Source organism: Nonomuraea sp. NBC_00507 (assembly GCF_036013525.1).
GTDB lineage: Bacteria > Actinomycetota > Actinomycetes > Streptosporangiales > Streptosporangiaceae > Nonomuraea.
This window is the reverse complement of the sequence record NZ_CP107853.1, coordinates 4,310,535-4,335,944: the sequence shown is the minus strand read 5'-3', so window position 1 is coordinate 4,335,944 and position 25,410 is coordinate 4,310,535. Positions and strand designations below refer to the sequence as shown.

The window sequence follows — 25,410 nt, the reverse complement described above, 5'->3', positions numbered from 1 at the left end:
GAATCCGTGAACAGAGCTCAGATGCGGACCTCCGCGTTCGCCGCAGTGGCAGTGCTGGCCTCGACACTGGCGGCGTGCGGCTCAGGCTCCGGCTCAGCCGGCGGGAACACCGGCGGCACCGGTGGCGGCGACCTGCAGAACGCCAAGGTCGCCTTCCTCATGCCCGACCTCGCGTCGACCAGGTACGAGCTGCAGGACAAGCCGCTGTTCGAAGCGAAGATGAAGCAGCTGTGCCCAACGTGTGAGGTCATCTACCAGAACGCCGACTCCGACGCCGCCAAGCAGCAGCAGCAGGCCAACTCCGCGCTCGCCCAGGGCGTCAAGGCCATCGTGCTCGACCCGGTCGACTCCGCCGCCGCGGCCACCATCGTCAAGTCGGCGCAGTCGCAGCAGGTGCCGGTCATCGCCTACGACCGGCCGATCCCGGCCACACCGGCCGACTACTACATCTCGTTCGACAACGAGAAGATCGGCGCGATGATCGCCCAGTCCCTGGTGGACCACCTGAAGAAGGAGAACGCCGAGGGCGGGATCCTCCAGGTCAACGGCTCCCCGACGGACGCCGCGGCCGGGCTGATCAAGAAGGGCATCCACAGCGCGGTCGACCCGAGCGGCTTCAAGCTGCTGGCCGAGTACGACACCCCCGACTGGCAGCCGGAGAAGGCGCAGACCTGGGTGAGCGGCCAGATCACGCAGTTCAAGGACCAGATCGCCGGCGTGGTCGCGGCCAACGACGGCACCGGCGGCGGCTCGATCGCCGCGTTCAAGGCCGCGGGTGTGCAGGTGCCGCCGATCACCGGCAACGACGCCGAGCCGGCCGCCGCGCAGCGCATCATCGCCGGCGACCAGTACAACACGATCTCCAAGCCCATCAAGATCGTGGCCGAGGCGTCGGCGAACGTGGCCTGGGAGTTCATGCAGGGCAAGAAGCCCGCCGGCAAGACCACGCTCTACAACACGCCGTCCGAGCTCTTCACCCCCACGGTCGTGACCAAGGAGAACATCAAGGAAGTGTTGTTCGACAGCGGCATCATGAAGGCCGCCGAGATCTGCACGGGCGCGTATGCCAAGGGCTGTGCCGAGCTCGGAATCAAGTGATGAACGTTCTTTCGCTCCGCGGAATCAGCAAGACCTTCGGCGCGGTGGCCGCGCTCACCGGCGTGGACCTCGACGTGGCCGCCGGTCAGGTCGTCGCGGTCGTCGGCGACAACGGCGCGGGCAAGTCGACGCTGGTCAAGATCCTGTCGGGGGTGCACCCGCAGGACTCCGGCACGATCACCTTCGAGGGCCGCGAGGTCGACATCCCCACGCCGGCCGCCGCGCACAAGCTCGGCATCGCCACCGTCTTCCAGGACCTGGCGCTGTGCGAGAACCTCAACGTCATCCAGAACCTGTTCCTCGGCCAGGAGGTCCGCCCGCTGCGGCTGAACGACGTGGCCATGGAGACCCGCTCGTGGGAGCTGCTCCGCCAGCTCTCAGCCAAGATCCCGAGCGTGCGGGTGCCGGTCGCGGCGCTGTCCGGCGGCCAGCGGCAGACGGTCGCCATCGCCAGGTCGCTGCTCGGCGACCCGAAGGTCATCATCCTCGACGAGCCCACAGCCGCGCTCGGCGTCGCGCAGACGGCCGAAGTGCTCAACCTGGTCGAGCGGCTGCGGGAGAGCGGCCTGGGCGTCATCATGATCAGCCACAACATGGCGGATGTGAAGGCCGTCGCCGACACCGTGGCGGTGCTGCGGCTCGGCCGCAACAACGGCGTGTTCGACGTGGGCGAGGTCTCCACCGAGGACATCATCGCCGCCATCACCGGCGCCAGCGACAACGCGGTCTCCCAGCGGGCGGCTCGGGCGCAGGAAAGGAAGCCCTCATGAGCACGCGACGGCATGCGGCGACCGAGCCCGCCTCACCGGGTGAGGCCATGAGCGCGGCGACCGACCGGCAGGACGAGCGGCTCCAAGACCGCGACGGGCTGCGCGGCGCGCTCGCCGACGTGGTCGAGCGGGCCCGCGGCGGCGACCTGGGCGTCATCCCGGTCGTGGTCGGGCTCGTGGTCATCTGGACGGTTCTGCAGGTGCTCAACCCGGTCTTCCTGTCCAGCGCGAACCTGGTGAACCTCACCCTCGAATCGGCCGCCGTCGGCGTCATCGCGCTCGGCATCGTGTGCGTGCTGCTCGTGGGCCAGATCGACCTGTCGGTCGGCTCGGTGAGCGGGCTGTCGGGCGCGGTGCTCGCGGTGCTGTTCGTGGGCGAGGGGCTGCCGGTCTGGCTGGCCATCGCGGCCTCGGTCATCATGGGCGCCGTCATCGGCTGGGTGTACGGGCAGCTGTTCAACAGGTTCGGCGTGCCGAGCTTCGTGATCACGATGGCCGGTCTGCTGGGCTTCCTCGGGCTCCAGCTGTACGTGCTGGGCACGAAGGGGTCGATCAACCTGCCGTTCGACTCGGGACTGGTGAACTTCGCGCAGCTGGACTTCGTGCCGGCCTGGCTGTCGTACACGTTCGCGGTGATCGCCGCGGTCTGGCTGTTCGCCAGTGGCTACCTGCACGCGCGGGAGCGGCGCCGGGCGGGGCTGTCGGCCAGGAGCGTGTCCACGCTGGCGCTCAGGAGCGCGGCGCTGCTGGCGGTGCTGGCCTTCGTGGTCTGGTATCTCGGCCAGACGCGCGGCGTCGGCTGGATGTTCGTCTTCTTCGTCGCGCTCGTGCTGATCATGCACTACCTGCTGTCGCGGACGAAATGGGGCCGGGCGGTCTACGCCGTGGGCGGCAACGTGGAGGCCGCACGCCGGGCGGGCATCAACGTCAAGGCGATCTACACCTCGGTGTTCGTGTTGTGCTCGACGTTCGCGGCCGTCGGCGGCATCCTGGCCGCGGCCAGGCTCGCGGCGGCCAACCAGAGCAGCGGCGCGGGCGACGTCAACCTCAACGCCATCGCGGCGGCCGTGATCGGCGGGACGAGCCTGTTCGGCGGGCGCGGCACGGCCTTCGGCGCGCTGCTCGGGATCATCGTGATCCAGTCGATCTCCAGCGGCCTCACGCTGCTCAACCTCGACTCCTCGATCCGGTTCGTGGTCACCGGTGCGGTGCTGCTGCTCGCGGTGATCGTCGACTCCGTGTCGCGCCGGTCGAGGACCTCCCACGGCAGGGCCTGATGGCGATCATCTGCGTGGACGCGGGGACCACCGTCATCAAGGCGGTCGCGTACGACGCCGCGGGCGCGGAGTCGGCCGTCGCCCGGCGCGAAACCGTGGTGTCCAGGCCCGCGCCCGGCCACGCCGAGCAGGACATGCGCGCGGTCTGGGACGCGGTCGCGGCCACGGTCCGCGAGGTCGCGACCGGGGACGTCGACTTCCTGGCCGTGACGGCCCAGGGAGACGGCTGCTGGCTGGTCGGCGCGGATCTCGAACCCACCGGTCCGGCCATCCTGTGGAACGACGCCCGCGCGGCGGCGACCGTGGACTCCTGGACGCGGGAGGGACGGGCCGCGGCGGCCTTCCGGATCAACGGCTCCTCGGCCGCCTCCGGACTGCCGCACGCGATCCTGACCTGGCTGCGCGCCCACGACCCCCGGCGGCTGGACCGGTCGGCCGCCATGCTCACCTGCGGCGGCTGGATCTTCGTGAAGATGACCGGGGAGCTGGTGGCGGATGAGTCGGACGCCTCGGCTCCGTTCATGGACCTGCGGGCACGGGCGTACTCCCCCGACCTGCTCACCCTGTTCGGCCTGGAGCAGGCCGAGCGGCTCCTTCCACCGATCCGCTCCTGCCCCGTCGCCGAGCTCACCCCGGAAGCGGCGCGGGCGCTGGGGCTGACCCCGGGGACGCCGGTCGTCATGGCCCCGTACGACATCGCCGCGACGGCGCTGGGCGCGGGCGCGGTCGCGCCCGGGCAGGCGTGCGGCATCCTCGGGACCACGCTGTGCACCGAGGTCGTCGTCGGCTCTCCCGAGCTGGACGGCGAGCCGATCGGCATCACGATCGCGTTGCCCGGCGGCTACCTGCGGGCCTTCCCCACGTTCGCGGGCACGGAGGTGGTGCAGTGGACGTGCCGCCTGCTGGGGTTGCGCGAGCCTGCGGAGCTGGGCGAGCTGGCCGGGCTGAGCGCGCCGGGAGCGGGCGGGCTGACGTTCCTGCCTTACCTGTCGCCGGCCGGCGAGCGGGCGCCCTTCACCGACCCCCTTGCCCGGGGCGCGATGCTCGGCATGTCGTTCGAGCACGGCCGTGAGCACGTCGCGCGGGCGGCACTCGAAGGGCTCACCATGGTGATCAAGGACTGCCTGGCGGCCACCGGCGCCGCGCCCACGGAGCTGCGCGTGTGCGGAGGCGGATCGGCCAACGCCGCCTGGCTGGGGATGATCGCCGACGTCACCGGGCTGCCGGTGCGGCGCTCAGCCGACGCCGAGGTGGGGGCGCGGGGTGCGTACCTGGTGGGCCTGGCCGCGACGGGCGCCGCGCCGTCGGTGGCCGCGGCGGCCGCCGATCACGTACGCCTGCGCGACGCGATCGAGCCCGACCCCGGGCGGCAGGACTTCTACGCGCGGATGTTCGCCGACTTCCTGACCCTGCGCGAGGCCAACGCCGATTCGTGGCCGCTGCTGGGCGAGCTGAGGGGCCGTTCATGAGCGTCTGGATCGGCATCGACCTCGGCACGCAGAGCGTGCGAGCGATGGCCGTCGGCGAGGGCGGCGAGGTGCTCGGCGCGGCCGGCCGCCCGCTGACCAGCCGCCGCGACGGGCCCCGCCACGAGCAGGACCCCGAGGAGTGGTGGCGCGCGCTGGCCTCCGCCACCCGCGAGGCGCTGCGCGACGTGCCCTCTTCCCTGGTGGCGGGCGTGGCCGTGGCCGCCACCTCTGGAACGATCCTGCTCACGGACACGGCCGGCCGGCCGCTGACCCCGGCGCTCATGTACGACGACCGCCGCGCCGACGCCGAACGGGTCAACGAGGTGGGCGCGGGGGTGTGGGAGCGGCTCGGCTACCGCCGGATGCAGCCCAACTGGGCGCTGCCGAAGCTGCTGTGGCTGCTCAGGGACGCGCCGGCCGGGGCCCGGCCGGCGCACCAGAACGACTTCGTGAACCGGCGGCTGACCGGGCACGAGGTGCCTACGGACCTGAGCAACGCGCTCAAGACCGGTGTGGACCTGATCGAGGAGCGCTGGCCCGCCGAGGTGCTGGACCTGGTGCCTCCGGAGATCCTCCCCGAGGTCGTACGTCCGGGCACCCGGTTGGGGGTGGTCTGCGCGGCGGCCGCCGAGGAGACCGGCCTCCCGGCGGGCACACCGGTGATCGCCGGGATGACGGACGGCTGCGCGGCCCAGCTCGGCGCGGGCGCCACCCGGACCGGCAGCTGGAACTCGGTGCTGGGCACGACGCTGGTGCTCAAGGGCGTGACGAAGGAGCTGCTCCACGACCCGCTCGGCGTGGTGTATTCGCACCGCGCCCCCGACGGCTCCTGGCTGCCCGGCGGCGCTTCGAGCACAGGCGCGGGCGCTCTGACCCGCGACCTGCCCGGCCGCGATCTGGACGCGCTGAGCACGCAGGCCACGGCGCGGTTGCGCGTCACGTCTGGAGAAAGGCTCCTCTCCGTGCCCGTGACCTACCCGCTCGTGTCGCGCGGTGAGCGCTTCCCGTTCGACGCGCCAGCCGCCGAGACCTTCACGCTCGGCGAACCGGCCGACGACGTCGAACGTTATGCGGCCATCCTCCTCGGGGCGGCCTTCGTCGAGCGCCTCTGCTTCGACCACCTCGACCTCCTCGGCGCTCCCGTGGACGGCGAGGTGATCCTGACCGGCGGCGCCACGCGCAGCGCCTTCTGGAACCAGCTGAGGGCGGACGTCCTGGGACGTCCCGTGACGCTGCGCGAGAACGCCGAACCCGCGCTGGGCATGGCCGTCCTGGCCGGCGGGGACCCCAGCCGGATGATCAGGACCCGCGCGACAGTGGAACCGTCGCGCACCGACCTGCGTGAGCCGTACCTGCGCTTCGTCGCCGAGCTGGAACGACGCGGCTGGCTTCAGGAGCAGGCCGCGCGACACGCCCGCGAGAGGACTGCCCGATGACCGACCTCGTGCTCGTCCGTCACGGCGAGACCGTCTGGCACGCCGAGAACCGCTACGCCGGCGTCAGCGACATCGAGCTCACCCCGCGCGGCCACGCCCAGGCCGCCCAGCTGGCCGAATGGGCGGCACGAGCGGGTCTGTCGGCGGTGTGGTCCTCCACACTCAGCCGCGCCAGGATCACCGCCGAGGCGAGCGCGGCCAAAGCCGGCGTGGCGCTCCGGACCGACCCCCGGCTGCGCGAGCTGGACTTCGGCCAGGGAGAGGGCCTGACCTCGGCCGAGATGGCCGAACGGTTCCCCGGGGCACGCGCCGCCTTCGAGGCCGACCCCGCCGGGCACCCGCTGCCCGGCGGCGAGGACCCCCACGGGGCCGCCGCCCGCTTCGTCGCGGCCCTGCACGACATCGCCGCCGCCGAATCCGGCGGCCGGGTGCTGGTGGTCGCGCACACGACCGCGATCAGGCTGACCCTGTGCCGGCTGATCGGCGTGCCGCTCGGCGAGTACCGGCGGTTGTTTCCACGTCTGGACAACTGCGCGCTGACCGAGCTGCGTCTGCGTGATGCGGGCGGGCGGGCCGCGTTGCTGCAGTACAACTCCCCGATTGGAGCCGTTCGTTGACCACCCGAGTCCTTGTCGCAGGCGACCACTTCGTCCAGAACCGCCTGCTCGTCGACGCGCTCAGGCGCGAGGTCCCCGGCGAGGTGGACATCCGCGAGCTGACGCTGCCCTGGCCGGTGGAGCCGTTCGGCCGGGTCGGCGAGGTGGACGAGGCGTCGGACGTGGAGGACGAGCTGATCGAGGCGCTCCGCGGTGTCGAGGTCTGCGTGACCCAGATGGCTCCGCTGACCAAGCGGGTCCTGGACGCCTCTCCCGACCTGCGGCTGTTCTGCGTCAGCCGGGGCGGCCCGGTGAACGCGAACCTGGAGGCGGCGGCGCAGGCCGGCGTGGCGGTGACGTACGCGCCCGGCCGCAACGCGGTCGCCACCGCCGAGCACACGCTCGCCATGTTGCTGGCCGCCACCCGCAGGATCCCCCAGACCCACGCCGATCTGGCCGCAGGCGTGTGGCGGGGCGACTACTACATGTACGACAACGTCGGCCCCGAGCTGGACGGCAGCACGGTCGGCCTGGTCGGCTACGGCGCGATCGGCCGCCGCGTGGCCCGCATGCTGGAGGGCTTCGGCGCGAGCGTCCTCGTCCACGACCCGTACGTCGACGTGCCCGGCCGGGTGGAGCTCGACGAGCTGCTGCGCCGCTCCCGCTTCGTCTCCCTGCACGCCCGCGCCACCCCCGAGACCGCCGGCATGATCGGCGCGGCCGAGCTCGCCACCATGCCGCGCGGCTCGGTCCTGGTCAACTGCGCCCGCGGCGCGCTGCTCGACTACGACGCGATGTGCGACGCGCTGGATTCCGGTCACCTGTTCGGCGCCGCGATGGACGTCTTCCCCGAGGAGCCGATCCCGCCGGGCTCGCGCCTGCTCACGACGCCGAACCTGATCATGAGCCCGCACCTGGCCGGGGCCAGCAAGGAGACGGCGATGAAGGCGGCCGCGATCGTGGCCGCGGACGTGGCCCGCTACGTGCGCGGCGAGCCGCTCCTCCACCCTGCCACCCCCTGACCGCTCCTGCGGACGCGCTGCAGCCTGCCCTCGGTGCCCGCCACCACGGTGACGGCGAAGTCCTGGATGCCGCCGGGTAGATCATCACCTGCGGCCACCACCAGAGCGCCCTTCGACATGCCGAGACCGACGAGGGCGAGCAGGTCGCAGCCGCCGTCGGGCCGCCACGTGGTCAGCACCACGTCGGACTCGGCCAGGCGTACGGGCCGGTCGAGCTCGGCCATCCTGGCCAGCAGCGCCGCGTGCGACATGCGGCGGCCGTCGGCCAGCAGCAACGCGTCCTGGCGCGCGGCGTCGAGCGCGGGCAGCGCGGTGGGCTCCAGCGTGAGCAGGGCGCGAAAGTCGATCGCCTCGAGCGCCGCACCGAGCGAGACGACCTGCCGCACCTGGGATCCGCGCGCCGCCTGCCTCGCCGTCTCGGCCAGGTCGGGTGTGGTGATCAAGGTGCGTGCGTCGCAGGCCAGCAGCCAGGCGGCCATGGCCTCGGCGCCGAGCGCGGGGTCGATGGGCGCCGCCACCCCTCCGGCCGCCAGCACCGTGTGCACGGCCAGCGTCTGCGCCCCCGCCGTCGAAACGTGCACGGCCACGACCTGGTCGCGTCTGGCGCCCCAGCGCACGAGCCCGGACGCCGCCCTGGTCACCTCGGTCACCAGCCGCCGATAACCGTAGACGTGGCCGCCGCGCAGGTCGACCAGCGCCGGCCGGTCACCGCGCTCGTAGGCCCGGTGGAACACCTCGTTGATCACGGTGGCCGAGGCGTCGGGCCGCATATCCGCCAACGTACGACCGCCCCGGACGGCGCAGCGTCCACCGATCCATGGAGGCCTCTGTGCCTTGGGCGGGCCCGAGCCCTGCGCGGCTCGAGCCCGCTGCCGCGCGCCCGGAGCCGGACACCCACCCCTCCGAAGATGTCCGGCCCCTCGGCTGCGCGGCGTCCCCAACCGTAGAGCTACGCAAGGGGGCCGCACATGCATTGACATGGCCATACGACGATGCAGAAGGCAATATGTAGACGAGGCAGATATTACTATCCGTATTCGAGCAACTACTCTCGATAATCGATGGTGAACTGTCGGTGCCCGTAGGCACACTCGAGTCATGGCCGATGAGCCGTTAGAGCTCGGTGAGATCTCCTTCTCCGACTGGCACGCCCACACGGACAAGCTGGCGGACGTGGGCTTCCTGACCATCGCCAGGCGACTGCCGTCGCTGGTGGCCCAGGCGATGCGCATGGCGTGGCGGGCCAGCCCGCGCGACACCGTGGCCACGGTCACGCTCAACCTGCTCGGTGGCGTGTTCACCGCGTTCGGGCTGCTGGCCACGACAGGCGTGCTGACCGCGCTCTTCAGCGAGGGCCCGACCCCGGACCGCGTCGTGGCCGCGCTGCCCAGTCTGGCCCTGGTGGCCGCCGCGGCGGCCCTGCGCACGGCGGTGCAGGCCGGCGCGGGCTGGGCGCAGTCGCGCTTGGACCCGCAGGTCAGCCGTCTGACCGAGGAGCGGCTCTACGGCCTGACCAGCCGCGTCGACCTGGTCGCCTACGACGACCCGGAGTTCCACGACGCGTTGCAGCGGGCCAGGCTGCGTGGCGTGGCCATGGCGGACCAGGTCGTGTCCGCGGCCGTCGACGTGCTGAGCGCCGCTGTCGGCATCGCCGCCGTGGCCGGCGTGTTGGGCGTCCTGCACCCGGTGCTACTCCCGCTGCTCCTGCTGGCGGTGCTGCCGGACGCGTGGGCCATGGTCCGTAGCGCCAGGATGCGCTACGCCACCCTCTACGCCCTCATCCCTGCCAACCGCCGCAAGTGGATCATCGGTGAATTGCTGGCCAACCGCGAGCCGGCGGCGGAGGTCCGCTCGTTCACGATGCGCGGTTTCCTGCTGCGCATGTACGACGCTGTGGCGCGGGCCGAGCAGGACGTGATGCTCAAGCTGGCCAGGCGGCAGACCTTCGCCGGGCTCGCCGGCCAGGCGCTCGGCGGCCTCGGCACCGGCCTGGTCTACCTCGCCCTGGGCGTGCTCCTGGCGATCGGGGCGATCCCGCTGGCCGTGGCCGGCACGGCGGTCCTGGCGATCAGGTCCGCCCAGCAGTCGCTCGGCAACCTGATCTACGCCACCAACCGCCTCTACGAGGAGGGCCTCTACTTCACCGACTTCCTGGAGTTCTGCGCCGACGCCGAGCGCCGCGTGTCCGCGAGACGACCGGCCGCGATGCCGCCGGGCTTCCAGCGCATCACCGCCAGCGGCGTGACGTTCACCTACCCCGGCGCGCAAGCGCCGGCCCTGCGCGAGGTGACCATCGAGATCAAGCAGGGCGAGGTGATCGCCTTCGTCGGCGAGAACGGCTCAGGCAAGACCACCCTCGCCAAGATCCTCTCAGGCCTCTACGAGCCGGACTCCGGGGCGGTCCTGTGGGACGACACCGACCTGAAACAGGTCAACCCGGAAGACCTACGCCTCCGCACGGCCGTGATCGCCCAGGACCACACCCGCTGGCCGCTCACCGCGCGCTACAACATCACGATGGGCACCGACAAAGGGGACGAGGCCTTACACGCGGCCGCGGCGGTGGCGGGCGCCGATGAAGTCATCGCCGATCTGCCCCACGGCTACCGCACCCTCCTCGACCGCCGCTTCAAGGACGGCCACGAGCTGTCCGGCGGCCAATGGCAGCGCATCGCCGTCGCCCGCGGCTTCCACCGCGACGCCGACCTGCTCATCTGCGACGAACCCACCGCCGCACTCGACGCCCGCGCCGAACACGCCCTCTTCGAGCGCATCCGCACCCACTCCGACGGCCGCACCGTCCTGCTCATCACCCACCGCCTGGCCAGCGTCCGCTACGCCGACCGCATCTACGTCCTCGACCACGGCAAGGTCACCGAACAAGGCGACCACGACACGCTCATGGCCCTCGACGGCCTCTACGCCGACCTCTACTCCCTCCAGGCCAGGGCCTACCGCTGACCGACGCTCATGCCAAGGCGGCCTCGATCACGGCCCGCGCGATCGGCGCCACGTTGGCAGCCCGGGCGCCCGGGTGCTCCAGCACCACCCCCACCGCCACCTCTGGTTTGTCGGCAGGTGCGAAGGCGGTGACCAGCGCGTGGTCCTCCGCGCCGGGGACGACCCGTGACATGGCGGTCTCGGCGGCCACCTCCACACCGGGGATGGCCGCGCCCGTTCCTGTGCCGCCCGCGTGCGTCACCGTGGTCATCATCGCCGCCAGATGTCTGGCCAGCGGGGCCGGCACCGCCGTACGGTACGGCGTGGGGCCGGCCCGGTTGATGACCGAGCCGTCCGCCAGGCGCACCTCCTCCACCAGGTACGGCCGCATCAGCACCCCGTCGTTGGCCACGGCCGCCGACAACATGGCGATCATCAGCGGCGTGGCCCTGTCCTCGTGGTGCCCGATGGCCGCCAGCGCCGTCTGGGCCCGCGTCATGGCCGGAGCGGTAGGAAACCTGCTCGGCGTCGTGGCCACCGGAATCGCCAGACTCTCCTCGTTGAACCCGAACGCCTCCGCCTGGTCCCGCAGGATGTCCTGGCCGAGCTGCATCCCTATGGTGGCGAACGCCGTATCGCAGGAGACCTGGAAGGCGTACAGGAGCGTCGGGCGGTTGTCGCGGCAGCCGGGATCGTTTCGGACGTACGCCGAGGTTCCCGGCAGCGGCAGCCGCGCCGGGGCGTCGACCAGGCCGGCCGGGTTGTACTCGCCGGAGCCCAGTGCCGCGGCCGTGGTCACCAGCTTGAACGTCGAGCCCGGCGGATACGTCTGGCGCAGCGCCCGGTTCAGCAGCGGCCGCCCGGGCGCTCGCCGCAACCCCCGCGCCGTCTCGGCCAGCCGGGTGCGGTCGAACGTGGTGAGGACGTTCGGGTCGTACGACGGGTACGAGGCCAGCGCCAGGATGGCGCCCGTCGCCGGGTTGATCGCCACCACCGCCCCGGGCACGCCCACCGCCTTGAGGCTCTGGTACGCGGCCCACTGCACCCGGTCGCTGATCGTCAGCCGCACGTCGGCCCCTTCGACGCCGCCGTCCCTCACCAGCGACCGGACCTTGACCTTGGCATCGTCACCGGACAACACCGCGCCCTGCGCCTGCTCGATGCCGGAGGAGCGGTAGAGCGACAGGTGCCCGGTGACCGGCACGTAGACCTCGCCGTGCCGGTAGACCCGCTGATAGAGGTACGGGCCGCCACCGGCCGGGCGGCTCGTGGCGATGACCGTGCCGTCGTAGGTCAGGATGTCGCCACGCGGGTGGCCGAACCTGGCGAGCAGCGGCCGCTCGTTCCTGCGGTCGGCGTTGAGCGCCTGGGACCCGAACGCCTGCACGATCGTGATGTGGCCCAGCAGTACGAACAACATCGCCGCGCCCACCATGGCAACGCGGCGCAGTGACACGTTGATCCGTCCGGCCCTCGCTCCGGCCATGGATCTTGGTCTATCGGCCGGATGGCAAAGGTGGGTCTACATGACGCTGCGGTAGTAGGAGATCTTGTTGTGGATGTAGCGCTGGCGCTCGGCCAGGTTCGCGATCTGCGCCTGGACGTGCCCGTCGTGCTCCTCCAGCAGCTTGATCCGATCCGGGATCGTGTGGTCTCCCGCGCGGACGAGCTCGGCGAAGCGCAGCATCGTGGCGATGGGCATGCCCGTGTCACGCAGGCAGCGCAGCATGCCGAGCCAGCCGATGTCGTCCTGAGTGAACCTGCGCTGGCCGGAGGCGTTCCTGGTGACCCGCTCCAGCAAGCCGATCTTCTCGTAGTAACGCAGGGTGTCGAGACTGAAGCCGGTCTCCTCGACCGCCTCCGCAGGCGTATACACCGTCATGCGACCTCCTGCGAAGGTCGCATGACGGTGACCGGGCTGTGTCCATTGGTTCGCTCGCTACGCTCGCTCACGCAGCCAGTTTCCCACCTGGAGTCCACTCCAGGTCAACCGCTTTGACATGGAGTGCACTCCAGCTCCCAGAGTCGGGGCCATGAACATCGCACTCGGCACGATTCACTTCGGCACCGGCGTCGATCTGCGGGACACCTTCGCCATCCTGGACCGGTTCCACGAGGCGGGCGGCACCATGCTCGACACCGCCAACAACTACCCGTTCTGGGTGGAGGGCTGCACCGGCGACGAGAGCGAGCAGGCCATCGGCGCCTGGCTGGCCGCCCGCGGCAACCGGGACGAGATCTTCATCAGCACGAAGGCCGGGGCGCGGCCCACCGTCCCCGGCGACAAAACCCTCGACTCCGCCGAGGGCCTGTCGGCACCTGTCATCGCCAGGGCCGCGGAAGGCAGCCTCCGGAGGCTGGGGACGGACTACATCGACCTGTACTGGGCGCACATCGAGGACCGATCCGTGCCGCTGGAGGAGACCCTGGGGGCCTTCAACGAGCTCGCCGTGCAGGGCAAGGTGCGCGCCCTGGGCGCGAGCAACGTGGCGACCTGGCGGCTGGAGCGGGCCAGGAACGTCTCGGCGGCGCGCGGGTGGATGCCGTACACGTACGTGCAGCTGCGGCATACGTACCTGCGGCCCCGGCCGCTCACCAAGCCCGCGGAGTCGGGGCACACGCTGGTGACGGACGAGTTGCTCGACTACCTGGCCGCCGAGCCGGACATGACGTTGTGGGCGTACAACACGCTGATGTTCGGCGCGTACACGCGTCCCGACCGGCCGATCTCCGAGATCTACGACCACTCGGGCACCACCGCCCGCCTCGCCGTCCTCCAGGAGGTGGCGAACGAGCTGGGCGCCACCCCGAACCAGGTGGTCCTGGCATGGCTGATGGCCGACGGCATCGTCCCGATCGTCGGCGTGTCGACGATGGCGCAGTTGGAAGAGGCCATCGGCGCCGCGGACCTGAAGCTGGACCCGGACCTCCGCGCCCGCCTGGACGCCCCGGCCTGAGCCGCGGGGCCCCGCGCCGCCGCCCTCAGGCTACGGGGCGGCGGCCCGCCGCACACGTCCGCTCTCCGTGGCGGAGCCCGCGTGCGGCCGGTCTCTCCGTGGCGGAGCCCGCGTGTGGCCGGTCTCGCCGTGGCGGAGCCCGCGTGCGGCCGGTCTCGCCGTGGCGGAGCCCGCGTGCGGCCGGTCTCTCCGTGGCGGAGCCCGCGTGCGGCCGGTCTCCGTGGCGGGGGCGGCGGGCGGGCGGGTGCCGGTGGTGGTTACGGGAGGTGGTCGGAGAGGTAGCGGCGGACCAGTTGTTTGCACTCGGCGATCAGTGCCGCGTCGCCTCGGGGGTCGACGCGGAAGGCGAGCTTGAGCACCGCGTCCGTCGCCTCGACCGCCACCACCAGCGCCCGGTCGAGCCCCGGCCCCACGGGCATGTCCAGCACCTCCATCGTGAGGGCACGCAGCCGGTCGGCCACGATCGCGTTGTTGTCCCTCGCCCCGTCGAGCGTGCGATCGGTCCCCGGGACCGCGGGCCCTCCTGGCGCGACCAGCACCTCGCCGAAGTCCATGACCGCGAACCCCGGCGTGGTGCGCTTCATGTCGACGAACTCGTCGATGGCGAGGTCGACCAGGTCGGTCCAGTGGCCGAGCTTGGCCGTGGCGATGCGCTCGGTGATCCGCTCGAGGAACGCGTCGAGGTTGCGCAGCGCCAGCGCCCGCACCAACCCCTGTTTGTCGTGGAAGAACTGGTAGAACGTGCCGATCGGCACTTCGGCCCGGCGGGCGACCTCCTTCGTGGTCAGTCCCTCATATCCGACCTCGTCGAGCAGCAACGCGCACTCGTCGAGCATCCGCTCCACCCGCTCCACGCTGCGGCGCTGGGCGGGACGGCGGCGCAAGATACTCGTCATGCCCCCATCCTGGCGTATTACCAGGAGGTAAAGGGAGTCACTTGGGCTTCAGATAACATGAGCCATACTCGCATCTACCGGGAGGCTGTCATGTTCCTTTGGGGTACGGCCACCGCCGCCTACCAGATCGAGGGCGCCGTCACCGAGGACGGCAGAGGCGTTTCCATCTGGGACACCTTCAGCCACGAGCCCGGCCGCACCAGGGACGGCCACACCGGCGACGTGGCGTGCGACCACTACCACCGCTGGCGCGAGGACGTCGCCCTGATGTCCGGCCTCGGCGTGAACGCCTACCGGTTCTCGATCGCGTGGCCGCGCGTCCAGCCCCTCGGCTCGGGCCCGGCCAACGCCAAGGGTCTCGACTTCTACGAACGGCTCGTGGACGCCCTGCTGGAGGCGGGCATCCAACCGGTGCCCACGTTGTTCCACTGGGACCTGCCCCAGGCCCTGGAGGACCGCGGCGGGTGGCTGAATCGCGAAATTTCGGAAATGTTCGCCGAGTACGCCGCCGCCGTCGCCACCCGCCTCGCCGACCGCGTCCCCCTGTGGATCACCCTGAACGAGCCGTTCGTGCACATGGCCTTCGGCTACGCCATGGGCGTGCATGCCCCCGGCCAGGCCCTGCTGACCGGCGCCCTGCCGGCCGCGCACCACCAGCTCCTGGCCCACGGGCTGGCGGTGCGCGCCCTGCGAGCCGCGGGGGCGCGCCAGGTGGCCATCACGAACAACTGCACTCCGGTCTGGCCCGCCTCTCAGCAGGAGCCCGACCTGAGGGCGGCCGACGCCTACGACATCCTGCACAACCGCCTGTTCAACGACCCCATCCTTCTCGGCAAATATCCCGACCTGTCGGCCTACGTCACGGCCCTCGGCGTCGTCCGTGACGGAGACCTCGACGTCATCGCCACACCTTTGGACGCCCTGGGCATCAACTACTACAACCCCACCCGCATCGCCGCCCCGACGTCGGAAGGCCTGCCGTTCACCGACGCCGGCATCACCGGCTATCCCACGACGGCGTTCGGCTGGCCGATCGTCCCCGATGGCCTGCGCGAACTGCTCACCGGACTCAAGACCAGGTACGGCGCCGCGCTCCCGCCCATCCTCATCACCGAGAACGGCTGCTCCAACGACGACACGAGCACGCTCGACGACGCGGCCCGCATCGCGTTCCTGGAGGGCCACATCGCCGCGATGCGGCAGGCCATGGCCGAGGGCGTGGACGTCCGCGGCTACTTCGTCTGGTCGCTGCTGGACAACTTCGAGTGGGCCGAGGGCTACCACCAGCGCTTCGGACTGGTGCACGTGGACTTCGGCACCCAGCGCCGCACCCCAAAGGCGTCCTACGCGTGGCTGAGGGACTTCCTGCGGGGTCAGAACACCGACACATGAACATGGTCGTAGTGGTTGGCCGTGACCCCGCCGCGGTCCGACATCGGATCCCAGCCGCCCCCTGAGCGGATGTCGTAGTAGCGCTGCTTCCAGATGATGTACATCACGCCGAGTCTGGAGCCGTTCTTGATGAGCCAGTCGGCCAGGGCGTCGCCGTTGGCGGCGTCGGCCCCACCGGCCATGGTGCCGCCCCGGGACATCATGAAGTCGCAGGCCCGGCCCTTGCCGTGCTCGCCGGGGTCACCGGGGCGCAGGCAGCCCACACCGTATTTCATCGGGAAGTTCTGCATGATCTCGGCACGCACCTGGACCATGCGCGGCGTCAGGCCGTCCGCGCCGCCGGGCTGCTGGAAGCCGTATTTGTTGAGCAGGCGCTGAATGTCGTCGCGTTTGCCCAGGAGGGTCTTGATCTCCTTCTTCAGCTTCTCGATCTTGTCATTGGCGTTGAGCTTCGCCTCTTTGGAATCCTCGATCAGCTTCTGGATGCTCTTGACGCGCTCGGTCCGCTCGGTGGCCATGTAGGTCATGTTGGCCGCCTGGCCGAGGACCTGATGCGGCTCGGCCGTCATGCCGAAGAGCTGGATGCCGTCGATGGGGCCGATCATGTAGGCGGTCTGGGCGATGCGCCCCACGTCCGCCCGTGCGGCCGCGAGCTTGGCCTGCAGACCGCTCGAGGTCTCGGTGGCCCGCTTGGCCTGGATCCTGATCTCCTCCAGGCTCTGGATCTGGCCGCGGTAGAGCTCGTTGAGCCGGGCCGCCTGTTTGGTGAGCTTGCGCAGCTCAGCAGGGCTGGGATCGGCCGACGCCGGCTGCGGCGAGTGGAGCCCGAGCAGCCCGGAGAGGACGGCGACAAGAACGGCGAACCGCCAGATTCTCACACCCGTCCCTCCCCTCATAGACGGACCGAAACTATAGAAGATGATCTTGATTCCTGTCATCCGAACGACCGAACTGCCGCACCTTTGGCGAGGTTTGGCACCCTTTGCCGTAGTTAACGCGGATCTAAAACATTAGGTCTTGCCTAGATCGCTCCAACGGTTTGAGATGGCGATCGAACTCGACTCTGCGAAGGGGCAGACTGTTGTCTCGATCAACGAACCTCGTCGCCGCGATGATCCTCGGCTTAGGCACCTTACTCGTGGCCGCCCCCACCTCCGTGTCCGCCGACCCGCTGCCGCCCGGCGACCAGATAGAGCTCTACCAGCTCGAAAGCGCACCAGGCACCGCCCAGACGCTCAGAGAGAAGGGCTTCGACGTCGTCCAGCACGAGACCAAGGGCGACAAGGAGCACGTGGAGCTGACCGCCGCCCAGGCGGACGTGGCCGGGCTGAGGAAACTCGGCTTCAAGCCGGAGCCCGTACGCAACCCCCAGGGCCAGACCCAACTGCAGGCCGCCAAGGCACAGGCGGCCGGCGGCTACACCGTCTGGAAGTCCTACTCCGAGCCGGGCGGCATCGCCGACCAGCTCAAAGCCATCGCGAACGCCAACAAGGACATCGTCAAGCTCCAGTCCATCGGCAAGTCCCTGCAGGGCAAGGACATCCTGGCCGCCAAGGTGAGCACCGGCGCGCGGGTGCTGCCCGACGGCCTCAAGCCGTCCACCCTGTTCTCCGCCACGCAGCACGCCCGCGAGTGGATCACCACCGAGGTCGACATGCGGCTGCTGAAGTACGTGATCGCGAACAAGGGCGCGCTCAAGGACCTGCTCAACAAGACCGAGTTGTGGTTCGTGCCGGTGGCCAACCCCGACGGCTACGACTTCACCTTCACCGAGGGCAACCGCCTATGGCGCAAGAACCTGCGTGACAACAACGGCGACGGCAAGATCGCGGTCGGCGACGGCGTCGACCCGAACCGCAACTTCCCCACGAACTTCCACTATGACGAAGAGGGCTCGTCGAGCGTCACGAGCAGCGACACCTACCGCGGCCCCGGTCCGGCCAGCGAGCCGGAGACCAAGGCCATGGACGGCCTGCTCAAGCGCGTCGGGTTCGAGATGCAGCTGAACTATCACTCCTACGGCCCGCTGCTGCTCTACCCGATCGGCGTGCAGATCGCCACGGAGACGGCCGACAACCCGATCTACGAGGCGCTCACCGGGACCGACGACAAGCCGGCCGTGCCCGGCTTCGACCCCGACCTCGGCGCCGAGCTCTACACCACGAACGGCGACACCAACGACCAGGCCCACTTCCAGTACGGCACGCTGTCGTGGACCCCGGAGCTGAACGAGGGCTGCGACGGCTGCGGCTTCGTCTTCCCCGACGACGAGGCCCTGGTGCAGGCGGAGTTCGAGAAGAACGTGCCGTTCGCGCTCGACGTCGCCACGTCGGCGGTCAACCCCGCCGAGCCGGTGAGCCACCTGGGCAACAAGACCCCCGACTTCGTGCTCGACCCGTTCGAGGTCAGCCACGGCAAGGACCAGGTCGTCCAGGTCAACGCCAAGCGCAAGCTCGGCCCGGTCTTCCTGAACTACCAGGTCAACGGCGGCCGGACGAAGATCGTTCCGACCGGCGAGTGGAAGGGCGGCGAGCGCTACGGCAAGGGCTACAACCGCTACTACCACTGGATGCGTGGCAAGATCTCCGGCGCCAAGCCCGGCGACCAGGTGAAGGTCTGGTTCACCTCGATCGGGAAGAAGAGCGCCGACTTCACCTACACCGTCGCGTCCGACATCGGCGGACAGGTGCTGGTGCTGGCCACCGAGGACGTCACCGGCATCAGCCCCGTCCAGGGCGTGGCCGAGGCCAAATACGCCGACGAGTACGCCGCTGCGCTGACGGCGGCCGGCTACACCTCGGACGTGTACGACATGGACAAGATGGGCCGCAAGGCCCCGCACCCGCTGGGCGTGCTCAGCCACTACAAGGCCGTGGTGTGGGAGACCGGCGACGACATCATCCCGCGCTCGACCGGCCAGGTGCCCGGCACCACGTCCAAGGGCGGCGTGGACACCGAGCTCGCCGTGCGCGACTACCTCAACGAGGGCGGCAAGCTGCTGCACGCCGGCAAGTACGCGTCGTACGCGGCCAACAACAACGGCTCCTACTACTACGAGCCGGACCAGCCCGCGCAGTCCGAGTGCGCCGTGGCCGACGACCCGCCGTGCATCCCGGTGTTCAACGACTTCCAGCAGTACTACCTGGGCGCCTACGTCTTCTTCGACGACGCGGGCACCGATCATGACACCGGCCAGCCGTACCCGCTGACCGGCAACGGCGGCAGGTTCGACGGCTTCAACGCAACGCTGGAGCCGAGCCACACCAACTCGTTCGTGGCCACCTCGGCCATCCTGCCCGCGCAGCAGTTCCCGCTGTTCGAGAGCTCCGCGCAGGTCAAGTGGGTACGCCCGGGCGGCCCGTTCGACCCGCACACCGGCGCGTGGGACGTCTACAGCGGCATCGCCGACGTCTCGTGGAAGCGGCTGACCAAGACCATCGACCTGACCGGCAAGTCGAGCGGCGACCTGTCGTTCTGGACGTCGTACGACACCGAGAGCGAGTGGGACTTCCTGACCGTGGAGGCCCGCACGGCCGGCGGCGACGACTGGACGACTCTGCCCGACGCCAACAGCCACACCTCGCAGGTCACCGGCAGCAGCTGCGACCCGCCGAGCGGCGGTGACGGCTGGCGGACCATCCATCCGTTCACGCAGCGCTACCAGGGACCGAACTGTGAGCCGACCGGCACCTCCGGCGCGTGGCACGCCGCCTCGGGCAATTCGGCCGGCTGGCAGCAGTGGAAGATCGACCTGACCCCGTACGCGGGCAAGCAGGTCGAGCTGTCCATCTCCTACATCAGCGACTGGGGCACCCAGGGCGCGGGCGTCTTCCTCGACGACTTCAAGGTCACGCTGGACGGCGCGACGGCGGAGGAGACCTCGTTCGAGTCCGACCTCGGCGGCTGGACCATCGGGGCGGCGCCCGAGGGCTCCTCCTCGGCGGTCAACAACTGGTTCCGCACCGACCAGGTCTTCGAGGAAGGCGGCGGCATCGTCACCAAGGACACCGTCTACCTCGGCTTCGGCGCTGAGAGCATCACCGACCAGGCGGCGCGTACGGACCTGATCAAGCGGTCCATGCTGCACCTGCTCGGCGATCCTCGCTGAGCCAGTCTTGAGGGGCGTGGCACGCTGGTGCCGCGCCCCTCTTGCGTGCACCCACAGAACATGGTTCGGTCGGCTTGGGACATTGCTCGAGCAAGCAAGCATTAGGTCAGCAGGAGGCTCACGACATGCGCCAGCACGACACGCTGTTCATCGGGGGCGAATGGGTGGCCCCGGCGGGCACGGGAACGATCGACGTCGTCTCACCCCACACCGAGGAGGTCGTCGGCCGGGTGCCGGAGGGCACGGCCGCGGACATGGAACGCGCGGTGGCGGCCGCCCGTGAGGCGTTCGACCACGGGCCGTGGCCACGGATGACGTTCGCCGAGCGGGCCGAGGTCATCGGCAGGCTGGCCGCGATCTACAACGAGCGGCAGGGCGAGATGGCCCAGCTCATCACGGAGGAGATGGGCTCGCCGATCACCTTCTCCAGCCTCGCGCAGGCGCCGCAGCCACTCGGCATGCTGCAGTACTACGCGGAGCTGGGCAAGACGTACGAGCAGGAGGAGCAGCGGCCCGGGCTGTTCGGCCCGGTCACGGTGCGGCGTGAGCCCGTGGGCGTGGTGGCGGCCGTGGTGCCGTGGAACGTCCCGCAGTTCGTCACGATGACCAAGCTGGCGCCCGCGCTGCTTGCCGGCTGCACGGTCGTGCTCAAGCCCGCGCCGGAGACGCCGCTGGACGCGTACCTGCTGGCCGAGTGGGTGGCGGAGGCGGGCGTGCCCGCCGGGGTGCTCAACATCGTGGCCGCCGACCGCGAGGTCGGCGAGCACCTGATCTCCCACCCGGGCGTGGACAAGGTGGCCTTCACCGGCTCCACCGCGGCGGGCCGCCGCATCGCGGCCATCTGCGGCGAGCAGCTCAAGCGGGTCAGCCTGGAGCTGGGCGGCAAGTCGGCCGCGATCATCCTGGACGACGCCGACCTGGCCGCCAGCATGGGCTTCCTGTCGATGGCCTCCCTCATGAACAACGGGCAGGCGTGCGTGGCGCAGACCCGCATCCTGGCCTCGCGCAACCGCTACGACGAGGTCGTCGAGGCGATCGCGAACATGGTCAACTCCCAGCCCGTCGGCGACCCCGCCGACCCGGCGACCGGCATCGGCCCGCTCGTGGCCAAGCGGCAGCAGGACCGGGTGGAGGGCTACATCAAGATCGGCATGGACGAGGGCGCCAAGGTCGTCGTCGGCGGCCTCGACCGGCCCCACGACCGCGGCTGGTACGTCTCCCCTACCGTCTTCGCCGGCGTCACCAACGACATGCGCATCGCCCGCGAGGAGATCTTCGGCCCGGTCCTGGCCGTGATCCCGTACGAGGACGAGGCCGACGCCGTCAGGATCGCCAACGACAGCGACTACGGCCTGGCCGGCACGGTGTGGACGGGCGACACCGAGCGCGGCATGGAGGTGGCCCGTCAGGTGCGCACCGGCACGTACGGCGTCAACTGCTTCATGCTGGAGACCAACGCGCCCTTCGGCGGCTACAAGGCCAGCGGCGTCGGCCGCGAGCTGGGGCCCGAGGGCCTGCAGAGCTACCTGGAGTACAAGTCGATCGCGCGGCTCGGCTGAGGCCTGTGAGCCGGCCTCACTCCGTGAGGCCGGCTCGGGGCCCCGCGCGGTTGTCTCGCGGGGCCCACGGCGGGCATGGGCAGGATGCCACCCAGCGCGCCCCCGCGACGCTGGGCGACCGCCTGACTACTGAAGTATGTCCCACGTCCACCGCATCGACGGTTTCCTTCCCCAAGGACTTTCTCCCGGCGGTTTCCTTCCATCCGCTCTAGGTAGACGTGTTTTACTCACAAAAAGTTCGAGGAGATCCATTTGCCGATTCTGGTGATGAGTGCGGGGGTCGCGGCGGCCTCGGCGTGACCGTACCCGGGCTCGACCCAGAGCTCTTTGGGCTCGCGTGCGCCGGCGTACAACTGGTGCGCGTGCTCCAGCGGGAAGAACGTGTCGGCGTCGCCGTGGACGATCAGGAGAGGGGTCGGAGAGATGAGCGCGGCGGCCTCGTAAGGCGGCATCGGGATCGGGTCCCACGGGCCGCGGGCGATCCTGGTGCGCTTGGCCACCCTGGCCGCCCACCGCCCGAACGGCTGCTCGATGACCCAGTGCACCTGGCGCATCGGCTTGGTGCCCCGGTAGTGCCAGCGGGCCGGGCCGCTCACCGCCGCCACCGCGTCGACCCCGCCACGCAGCCCCGCGTGCCGTACGGCCACCGCCGCGCCCATGGAGAACCCCACCACCGCGATCTTCTCGTAGCCCACCACGCGCGCGTGCCTGACGGCCGCCTCCACGTCCAGCACCTCCAGGTCGCCCACGGTCGTCTCGCCGCCGGAGCGCCCGTGGCCGCGGAAGTCGAAGGCGATCACGCCGGCGTACCCGCTGAGCACGTGCACGATGCGGCGCGCCGGACGCTCCCGCCACGACCCGGTGAAACCGTGCGCCACCACGATCCCGAGGTCCGTCCGCGCGGACGGGGTGTGGGCCGCATCGATGCGAACCCCGTCCTCAGTCCTGAGCATGACCGGGAAGTTGGGCGCGAAAGGCATGAATACGAGCTTATGCTCGCTCGGCGTCCGCCTCGCGGGCGGCCTGGAGGGCGCTGAGGTCTGCGACGCTCATGACGATCCGCACACGGGACTCCTCGGCCGCCTCCAGCGCCTGCGGGAGGTCGGAGATCAGCACGCGGGCCCCGCTGGCCTCAATGCGTTCATGGAGCGCCCACGTCTCGAGGTCGGCCGGCACCGGCCAGGCCACGCCGCCCACGGCGATCACCGCGTCGGCCGCCACCAGCAGATCGGGCCCGACCGGCAGGCAGATGAGCACGGTGTCGCCCACCCGCACGCCCCTGCGCCGCAACTGGATGATCGCGGCAGCTGACCTCTCGTCCAGCTGCTCCTCGGTGAGCCTCAGTCCTGTGTCCGAGTCCACGATGACGACGCGCTCATCCATGCCGCCCACGGTAGGGAGGGCGTCTCATGCGTACATGGGGCGGAATATGCAGATGCCTATGCAGACGGGTTCGAAGAGTGCTCGGCCGCCCAGACCGCGATCTGCGCGCGGGAGGTATAGCCGAGCTTTTCCATGATGTTGGCGATATGCCGGGCGACCGTGGCCGGGCTGATCACCAGCTCCTCCGCGATGGCCCGGTTGGACAGGCCGCGGGTGAGCAGGCCGGCGATCTCGTGCTCGCGGGCGGTCAGGAGCGAGTGCCTGACGGGCTCGGCGGCCACCGGAATCTCGCTCGCCGGGCGCTCGCCCTCCAGCACGTGGCGGGCGGCGTCGTCCGCGCTCATAGCCCGGCCACGCGACCACAGCGACAGGGTGCGGCCCGCCCCCAGTTTGGCACGGGCCCTGCCGAGCAGCTCCTCGATCCTGATCGTGGGCGAATGTTGCCCGATCGACTCGCGGAGCGCGGCCGCCGCCGCGGCGGTCAGCACGGCGCCCTCCAGGTCGCCTTCGTGCTCCGCCAGCACCGACAGCCCCGCGAGACAGCGGGCCACCCCCCGGCGTTGCCCGGTCTGCCTGCTCAGCGCGAGGCTCGCGGCAAGCCGCTCCCTGGCGAGGCCGAACTCGTGCGACATCGCCGCGACCCGGCCGATCCTGGCCAGGCAGCGGGCCAGGTCGGCGCGGCTGCCCAGCTCCCGCAGCCAGGGGACGGCCATCGTGTAGTGGGCCTCGGCCGTCGCCAGGTCGCCGCGCGCCTCGGCCACCGCGCCGAGCTGGGCCGCGGCCCCGGCCATGATCCAGCGGTGGCCGTGCTCGCGGGCTCGGGCGAGCGCCTCCTCGGCGTGCCGCTGGGCCTCGCGCACCCGGCCGCGGGTCAGGGCCACCGCTGACAGCCCGGCCAGCCCCGCCGCCTGGTTCCAGAGGTCGCCGGAGCGGACGGCTACGGCCAGGCCCTCCTCCGCGTAGCGCAGCGCCTCGTCGGCCCGGCCCATGCGGAGCAGCACCGTCGCGATGGTGTTGAGTATGGCGCTGCGGGAGAACGCGTCCACCGGAGACATCCCGGCCAGGCTCTCCTCGGCCACCTCCAGCGAGCGGCTCAGCTCGTCGCGCGCCTCCAGGCCATAGGCCAGGTACGCCTTGGCGTGCGCGATCCGCTCGGCCGGCACGCAGGACAGGTCGAGCGAGAGCAGGCGCTCGATCCAGGCGACGACCTCTGTGAGGCCGCCGATCGGCAGCAGCCCGGTGCTGGTCGCGCAGAGGTGCAGCCCCCGTGACACGTCCCCGGATTCGGCGGCCCAGTCGAGCGCCACCCGCTGATCGTCGAGCAGGCTCCGGCTCGCGGTGAGTGCCCGCAGGCGTTCGCGCCACGGCACGCCGGGCTCGACCATCTCCGTCGCGAAGTGGCGCGCCTGCAGCTCACAGAGCACGTGGAGGTGCCGCTCGCGCAGCGCATCGCGCTCGCCGGCCTGCTGGAGTCGTTCGAGCGCGTAACGCTTGATGGTCTCCAGCAGCCAATAGCGCGTGCGGCTCTCGTCGCACAACACGAGCGACTTGTCGACCAGGCTGCCCAGCAGGTCCACGAAATCCGCGGGCGCGATGGGTTGCTCCGCGCAGACCTGCTCGGCCAGATCCAGGTCGAAGGCCCCGGCGAACACCGACAGCCGGCGCAGCAGCACCTGCTCCTTGGCCGACAGCAGGTCGTGGCTCCACTCGACGGCCGCCGCCAGTGTGCGCTGCCGGGCGGGGGCGGTGCGGCCACCCGTGGTGAGCAGCGAGAAGCGGTCGTCGATGCGGTCGGCGATCTGCCCGGGGCTGAGCAGGCTCGTACGGGCCGCGGCGAGCTCCAGGGCCAGCGGCAGCCCATCCAGTGCCCGGCACAGGCGTATGACGTCGGACAGGCCGCCAGGGCCCGGCCTGGTGCCCGCGGCCGCCGCCCGGTCCAGGAACAACTGCACGGACTCGGCGTCGGCGCTCTCCGCGTCGGGCAGATCGAGCGGCGGCACCCGCCAGATCAGCTCGCTGGCGATGCGCAGCGGCTCCCTGCTGGTGGCCAGGACGCTCAGCCGCGGACAGGAGGCCACCAGCCCGGCCGTCACCTCGGCGCACGTGTCGACCAGGTGCTCGCAGTTGTCGAGCAGCAGCAGGCAGCACAGGTCGCGCAGCCTGGCCGTCACGGTGTCGAGCAGCGGCCGGTTGACCTCCTGGTGCACCCGCAGCACACGGGCGATCTCCGGCACGACCAGCTCGGCCCGGCGCAGCCTGGCCAGCTCGACCAGCCAGACCCCGTCGGGATAGCGGGACAGCAGCCCCGCCGCGACCCGCAGGGCCAGCCGGGTCTTGCCGATGCCGCCGACCCCGCACAAGGTCACGACCCGCGTCTCGCCGAACAACCTGCGGAGATCGTCGACATCGCGTTCGCGGCCGACGAACCGGTTGGGCTCTGCGGGAAGGTTGTGCCTGGGGGGCTCTGGCATCTGGTCACCCTGCGTCGCTGAAGGATCACCCTTTTC

The 25,410-nt window shown here is 70.8% G+C and carries 20 protein-coding genes; 12 read left to right on the top strand and 8 right to left on the bottom strand.

The features are described 5' to 3' along the window. Window positions 1–6 precede the first annotated feature (6 nt). From OHA25_RS21515 to OHA25_RS21485, 7 genes are read left to right on the top strand one after another with little or no spacing between them, the layout of a single operon-like run. The gene (locus OHA25_RS21515) at window positions 7–1,098 is read left to right on the top strand and encodes an ABC transporter substrate-binding protein (protein WP_327589290.1); all 1,092 of its coding nucleotides are present in this window, start codon (window positions 7–9) and stop codon (window positions 1,096–1,098) included. After that, entirely contained in the window at window positions 1,098–1,868 is a 771-nt protein-coding gene (locus OHA25_RS21510) for an ATP-binding cassette domain-containing protein (protein WP_305916573.1), read from the top strand. Before OHA25_RS21515 ends, OHA25_RS21510 begins: the two co-directional genes overlap by 1 nt. Next, complete coding sequence (locus OHA25_RS21505) at window positions 1,865–3,145, top strand: sugar ABC transporter permease (RefSeq protein ID WP_327589289.1); 1,281 nt, start codon at window positions 1,865–1,867, stop codon at window positions 3,143–3,145. Before OHA25_RS21510 ends, OHA25_RS21505 begins: the two co-directional genes overlap by 4 nt. After that, window positions 3,145–4,614 (top strand): FGGY-family carbohydrate kinase, encoded by a 1,470-nt coding sequence (locus OHA25_RS21500; protein WP_327589288.1) that lies wholly within the window; start codon window positions 3,145–3,147, stop codon window positions 4,612–4,614. The genes OHA25_RS21505 and OHA25_RS21500 overlap by 1 nt, the downstream gene beginning before the upstream one ends. Further along, window positions 4,611–6,050 carry an FGGY-family carbohydrate kinase gene (locus OHA25_RS21495; protein WP_327589287.1) on the top strand — a complete coding sequence of 480 codons (1,440 nt, stop codon included), beginning with the start codon at window positions 4,611–4,613 and terminating at the stop codon, window positions 6,048–6,050. The genes OHA25_RS21500 and OHA25_RS21495 overlap by 4 nt, the downstream gene beginning before the upstream one ends. Further along, window positions 6,047–6,667 (top strand): histidine phosphatase family protein, encoded by a 621-nt coding sequence (locus OHA25_RS21490; protein WP_327589286.1) that lies wholly within the window; start codon window positions 6,047–6,049, stop codon window positions 6,665–6,667. The genes OHA25_RS21495 and OHA25_RS21490 overlap by 4 nt, the downstream gene beginning before the upstream one ends. Then, window positions 6,664–7,668: a 2-hydroxyacid dehydrogenase gene (locus OHA25_RS21485; RefSeq protein ID WP_327589285.1), complete on the top strand. Its 1,005-nt coding sequence runs from the start codon at window positions 6,664–6,666 to the stop codon at window positions 7,666–7,668. Before OHA25_RS21490 ends, OHA25_RS21485 begins: the two co-directional genes overlap by 4 nt. Here OHA25_RS21485 and OHA25_RS21480 read toward each other — a convergent pair. Then, window positions 7,626–8,438 carry an AMP-binding protein gene (locus OHA25_RS21480; protein ID WP_327589284.1) on the bottom strand — a complete coding sequence of 271 codons (813 nt, stop codon included), beginning with the start codon at window positions 8,436–8,438 and terminating at the stop codon, window positions 7,626–7,628. The two genes, OHA25_RS21485 and OHA25_RS21480, sit on opposite strands and share 43 nt — an antisense overlap. 328 nt (window positions 8,439–8,766) lie before the next feature. On the opposite strand from OHA25_RS21480, the gene OHA25_RS21475 reads away from it, so the two are divergent. Then, window positions 8,767–10,629, top strand: a complete 1,863-nt coding sequence (locus OHA25_RS21475) for an ABC transporter ATP-binding protein (RefSeq protein WP_327589283.1) — start codon at window positions 8,767–8,769, stop codon at window positions 10,627–10,629. Window positions 10,630–10,636: 7 nt separating this feature from the next. Here OHA25_RS21475 and OHA25_RS21470 read toward each other — a convergent pair whose 3' ends face one another. Next, window positions 10,637–12,094, bottom strand: coding sequence for a peptidoglycan D,D-transpeptidase FtsI family protein (locus OHA25_RS21470; protein WP_327589282.1), 1,458 nt, complete (start codon window positions 12,092–12,094; stop codon window positions 10,637–10,639). A 36-nt stretch (window positions 12,095–12,130) separates the two neighbouring features. Continuing rightward, window positions 12,131–12,490: a MerR family transcriptional regulator gene (locus OHA25_RS21465; RefSeq protein ID WP_305916809.1), complete on the bottom strand. Its 360-nt coding sequence runs from the start codon at window positions 12,488–12,490 to the stop codon at window positions 12,131–12,133. A 151-nt stretch (window positions 12,491–12,641) separates the two neighbouring features. Here OHA25_RS21465 and OHA25_RS21460 point away from each other — a divergent pair, with 151 nt between their 5' ends. After that, window positions 12,642–13,565 carry an aldo/keto reductase gene (locus tag OHA25_RS21460; protein WP_327589281.1) on the top strand — a complete coding sequence of 308 codons (924 nt, stop codon included), beginning with the start codon at window positions 12,642–12,644 and terminating at the stop codon, window positions 13,563–13,565. Window positions 13,566–13,822: 257 nt separating this feature from the next. Here the strand turns inward: OHA25_RS21460 and OHA25_RS21455 are convergent, their stop codons facing one another. Next, window positions 13,823–14,461, bottom strand: a complete 639-nt coding sequence (locus OHA25_RS21455; protein ID WP_327589280.1) for a TetR/AcrR family transcriptional regulator — start codon at window positions 14,459–14,461, stop codon at window positions 13,823–13,825. Between the two features lie 90 nt (window positions 14,462–14,551). Here OHA25_RS21455 and OHA25_RS21450 point away from each other — a divergent pair, with 90 nt between their 5' ends. After that, window positions 14,552–15,853 carry a GH1 family beta-glucosidase gene (locus OHA25_RS21450; protein ID WP_327589279.1) on the top strand — a complete coding sequence of 434 codons (1,302 nt, stop codon included), beginning with the start codon at window positions 14,552–14,554 and terminating at the stop codon, window positions 15,851–15,853. On the opposite strand, the gene OHA25_RS21445 is transcribed toward OHA25_RS21450, so the two are convergent. After that, the gene (locus tag OHA25_RS21445; RefSeq protein WP_327589278.1) at window positions 15,835–16,731 is read right to left on the bottom strand and encodes a coiled-coil domain-containing protein; all 897 of its coding nucleotides are present in this window, start codon (window positions 16,729–16,731) and stop codon (window positions 15,835–15,837) included. The genes OHA25_RS21450 and OHA25_RS21445 overlap by 19 nt on opposite strands. Before the next feature lie 203 nt (window positions 16,732–16,934). On the opposite strand from OHA25_RS21445, the gene OHA25_RS21440 reads away from it, so the two are divergent. Both OHA25_RS21440 and OHA25_RS21435 read left to right on the top strand, forming a co-directional pair. Next, window positions 16,935–19,961: a M14 family metallopeptidase gene (locus OHA25_RS21440; RefSeq protein ID WP_327589277.1), complete on the top strand. Its 3,027-nt coding sequence runs from the start codon at window positions 16,935–16,937 to the stop codon at window positions 19,959–19,961. Between the two features lie 125 nt (window positions 19,962–20,086). Then, window positions 20,087–21,520 carry an aldehyde dehydrogenase gene (locus tag OHA25_RS21435; protein WP_327589276.1) on the top strand — a complete coding sequence of 478 codons (1,434 nt, stop codon included), beginning with the start codon at window positions 20,087–20,089 and terminating at the stop codon, window positions 21,518–21,520. A gap of 227 nt (window positions 21,521–21,747) precedes the next feature. Here OHA25_RS21435 and OHA25_RS21430 read toward each other — a convergent pair whose 3' ends face one another. Genes OHA25_RS21430 through OHA25_RS21420 form a run of 3 tightly spaced genes read right to left on the bottom strand, consistent with a single transcriptional unit; the run spans window position 21,748 to window position 25,374 of the window. Beyond that, complete coding sequence (locus tag OHA25_RS21430) at window positions 21,748–22,500, bottom strand: alpha/beta hydrolase (RefSeq protein ID WP_327589275.1); 753 nt, start codon at window positions 22,498–22,500, stop codon at window positions 21,748–21,750. 10 nt (window positions 22,501–22,510) lie between these two features. After that, window positions 22,511–22,903, bottom strand: a complete 393-nt coding sequence (locus tag OHA25_RS21425) for an AMP-binding protein (RefSeq protein ID WP_327589274.1) — start codon at window positions 22,901–22,903, stop codon at window positions 22,511–22,513. Between the two features lie 56 nt (window positions 22,904–22,959). Continuing rightward, window positions 22,960–25,374, bottom strand: a complete 2,415-nt coding sequence (locus tag OHA25_RS21420; RefSeq protein WP_327589273.1) for a LuxR C-terminal-related transcriptional regulator — start codon at window positions 25,372–25,374, stop codon at window positions 22,960–22,962. Window positions 25,375–25,410: the final 36 nt, after the last annotated feature.